This is a genomic window from Halococcus salifodinae DSM 8989 (assembly GCF_000336935.1).
GTDB classification, from domain to species: domain Archaea; phylum Halobacteriota; class Halobacteria; order Halobacteriales; family Halococcaceae; genus Halococcus; species Halococcus salifodinae.
In genome coordinates, this window is the sequence record NZ_AOME01000018.1 from 1 (window position 1) to 2,385 (window position 2,385).

Sequence of the window (2,385 nt, forward strand, 5' to 3'; positions counted from 1 at the left end):
GTCCATCGTGAGAAACCGATCTGGCAACCCATCCGCGAGACCGTCGGGTAGATCACGCACCTCTGCGGGACTTCCTGCACAGTCGTGGAGCCGCTTTTTCGTGAGAGTGGTGAACTCCTGCCCGCATGTGTCGCAGTGGTGTCCCATGTTTCACAGTCCTCCCTTTGAGCGCCGCACAGCGGGGCTGGTGCGGCCTATTTGTTTGTACGATAGCGTCATTGGTCTGGCCCCTCGTCCTTGTCTCGGCTTCCACGTTCGTGTTCATGGCCGTGTTCACTCTCGATGCGCTTGCGGAGTTCTGTGGGAAGCTTTGCCAGCAGGTGGCTCGTGGGATCGCGGACCATCTGTACCGTGGGATGCTCACGAGTCGGCAAGAGGAACTGGTAGGCTGGCTGCTCGCGGTCAGTGGCGTCATAAAGTGTGAGCGCCGGCAGGTCCTCGCCGTAGCTGTAGTCGACGAAGAACGCACCGCGTTCTGGCACACTATTGAGACCGATCCGCACGAACGAACTATCCGAGTTCCAGTCCGATGGCCGCAACTTGATGAAGGAGTCTCCAGATGCGTTGGAGATACCACGGACCATCCCGGAACCTGTTATCGGCGCTCCGTGGCCGATACGACCCTCACAGTAGGCAGCCCAGACGAATGGAATCGCGAGCGCATCCTCTACGAGATCAGCATACTCGGACTGGGGAGCAACCATGATGCAGTCGTCGCGACGCCCGCGATACCGATAGTAGTCGGTGTCTATGTTGAAGAGCTGGTCGTACTCGAGGCCGATCTGGTCGATAGCAGCCTCGTAGTCCGGCCCTCCTTCATCGTCTGTCGGGAGCTCCCATCCGGGGGCGCGTTCGTCCACTGCCGGGTTCTCGTTTGGCGAATCTGTACTCCGGTACTCGTCTCGTCCGCTATCAGTGTGCTCGTTCATTGGCATTCTGGGCAGTACGCCCGGACGCCGAGGCTACGCTTGCCGCGCACGATCTTTGCACCATCTGCTTCGCTCGTCTGGGCTCCGCAGCTCCGGCAGCGGAGTTGGTTCGCTTCGCTTGACATGGTTTCAGACCTCTCGTGCCTCATGGAGATGAAAAACGGCGGAGCAATTGCACTGCAAGACCTTTCCAGCGTTCGCGTTCATCCCCTACCGACCTCGTGTCGGACGGAGCAGGAGTCCACCGGCAAGCCCCGCGCCTTGAGCGGGGCCGTTGACTGTCTTACGCGAGCCAGAATAGCGCTGTAGCGGGGTGTTCGGAAAGGAGAATATCGCACTCCTTGCAGTAGTGGTTCATCTCGGGACCACTGACATCGCCGTATGAGGTCTGGACGACGTCTCCCCGCTCGTCGTAGGTGTAGATGTACTCGCGAGGTTCGATCACGCTGATGCGGTTGGTACCGCACTCTGGACAGGGATCGCCGGGTTCCCAGTCGTCGTGTTGCCACCCGTCTTCGGGATCGAGCGACGAGAGGATACGTGCCAGTTCGGCAAGCGTGTGAGAATCGTCGTTTTCCAGATCGAACAGCGGTGAGAGGTCGACCTCTCCACCGAGGTTGTGGCCGTCCTGTTGATCTCGTTCGTGCGTGACGATGTTCTGCGCCGTTTCGATGACGGCCTCGATGATTGTCGCGAACTGTTCTCGGTCGTCGATTTCGCTCGTGGATGGGACTGCGATTCCGTTGTGTACCATGATGTCTCGTGATTCGGTTGATGATGACTTCGATTGGTTCGATGGCGATGCTACCTGCGCTCAGCAATACCGGTCGCCAGATGCCCCTGCTACGGCTGTTCTGATGGCTGTCTGATCTGGGGCTACGACTCGCCCTCCAGGTACTGTTCGAGCTGACCGATGAGCGCGGTGAGTTCCGCGCTCCGAAGTGGCCGACCGTCAAATGGATCGCCATAATCGTGGGTATTGAGTGCGTCCAGCCGGAGCCGGTCCCGGAGCTGGTCGGCTGTCTGGCCCCACGTACTCGCGTCGTCGTAGTCGGTCAGCACCTCGTAGAGGCGCTCGATCGTGAGCATCCCGAGCCGGGTTGACTTCGTGCTGTGCGAGACGGCACGGAACGTGGCTGCCGAGTCGTCCTTGGCTTCGCGATCGATTGCTCGCAACAGCGAGACAACTTTCTCGCGTTTCTGATCGACGGACATAGTTTTCAGAGATTGATATATGGGGATCTTGACGGCCTATTCACTCGTCGCTCTCGTCGTCATCAGTGGCGATGACGGGCGCGATGCTGTACTCGACGTGTCCTGCGCCATCGGCAATGTCGAACGCGACCAGGAGGGGGCTGTCCGTCCCGAGCGCGAGCGTGACTTCGGTCCGCTTGTGGATCGGCCGTCTGATCTGGCGTAGATAGCCGAGATCGAACGTCGACGCGACTGGCACGGC

Annotated in this window: 3 protein-coding genes and 1 pseudogene; all 4 read right to left on the bottom strand. The window is 59.8% G+C overall.

Annotation, left to right across the window (positions count from 1 at the left end):
* Window positions 1-215: 215 nt before the first annotated feature.
* Window positions 216-929, bottom strand: a complete 714-nt coding sequence (locus tag C450_RS04355; protein WP_005040498.1) for a hypothetical protein — start codon at window positions 927-929, stop codon at window positions 216-218.
* Window positions 930-1,212: 283 nt separating this feature from the next.
* The gene (locus tag C450_RS04360; protein ID WP_005040500.1) at window positions 1,213-1,683 is read right to left on the bottom strand and encodes a hypothetical protein; all 471 of its coding nucleotides are present in this window, start codon (window positions 1,681-1,683) and stop codon (window positions 1,213-1,215) included.
* 122 nt (window positions 1,684-1,805) lie between these two features.
* Window positions 1,806-2,144: a hypothetical protein gene (locus C450_RS04365; RefSeq protein WP_005040502.1), complete on the bottom strand. Its 339-nt coding sequence runs from the start codon at window positions 2,142-2,144 to the stop codon at window positions 1,806-1,808.
* 40 nt (window positions 2,145-2,184) lie between these two features.
* A pseudogene (locus tag C450_RS04370) lies at window positions 2,185-2,385 on the bottom strand (hypothetical protein); the annotation flags it as partial.

What these genes read in the sequence shown, in the direction of transcription:
- C450_RS04355 (WP_005040498.1), bottom strand. Translation starts at nt 929, where the DNA reads ATGAACGAGCACACTGATAGCGGACGAGACGAGTACCGGAGTACAGAT.
- C450_RS04360 (WP_005040500.1), bottom strand. Translation starts at nt 1,683, where the DNA reads ATGGTACACAACGGAATCGCAGTCCCATCCACGAGCGAAATCGACGAC.
- C450_RS04365 (WP_005040502.1), bottom strand. Translation starts at nt 2,144, where the DNA reads ATGTCCGTCGATCAGAAACGCGAGAAAGTTGTCTCGCTGTTGCGAGCA.